The sequence below is a fragment of the Campylobacter sp. TTU-622 genome (assembly GCF_016598965.1).
Lineage (GTDB): Bacteria > Campylobacterota > Campylobacteria > Campylobacterales > Campylobacteraceae > Campylobacter_D.
Map to the genome: position 1 here is coordinate 1 of NZ_JAENKR010000199.1, position 686 is coordinate 686.

The following is a 686-nucleotide window of genomic DNA, read 5'->3' on the forward strand; positions in this document are numbered from 1 at the left end:
ATAAAGATGCAATTTGTATTCTTGTTCATTAAAAACTACTGCATTCGAAGTATCTAAAATATTATCAAAATTTTTTTTTGGAATTCTCCAATTACCATAGTTTTCACTTAAATAGCAATCATATTCTTTAAAACCAAAATATTCTTTGCCTAAAAATTTATATTTTATTAAATCAAAAGTTGAATTATACCATTTAACAGCAGATCCTAAATGATAATGCTTATTTCCTTCTCTATAATGAATAAAAATATCAATTAATATACCATTAACATGCTTAAGTTTAATTCCACCCTTCCATTTTGGATCATGAATATAAAAAACACCATATTTTTCTAAAGCTATTTTTAATTCATTGGTATAATCCTCCTCCCAAATTCCAATATCAATATCATAATCATTTGATATAAAATTTTTTTCTCTAATACACCCTAAAAAAGTCCCGCTAATTAAAAAAAACTTTATATTCAATGAATTAAAAACATTAGATAAATCTTCCAAAGCTATTCGAGCATCATACTTTGAAAAATATTTCTTTTTGATATTTTTTATAGAAAAACGTTCATGCAATTCTAATGAACTTTTTAAGTAACTTTCAGCCACATCATATATTTTAACATTAGCAGCGGCACTAGATAAATATTTTTGAATTTGAATCTTTGCATTAACATTTATTTTTTTTTTTTTTT

1 protein-coding gene is annotated in these 686 nt (G+C 23.2%); it reads right to left on the bottom strand.

Going from position 1 to position 686, the window contains the following annotated elements:
- Positions 1-686: LicD family protein (locus JG677_RS08455; RefSeq protein WP_200286202.1), on the bottom strand; the 686-nt coding region annotated here is incomplete at both ends.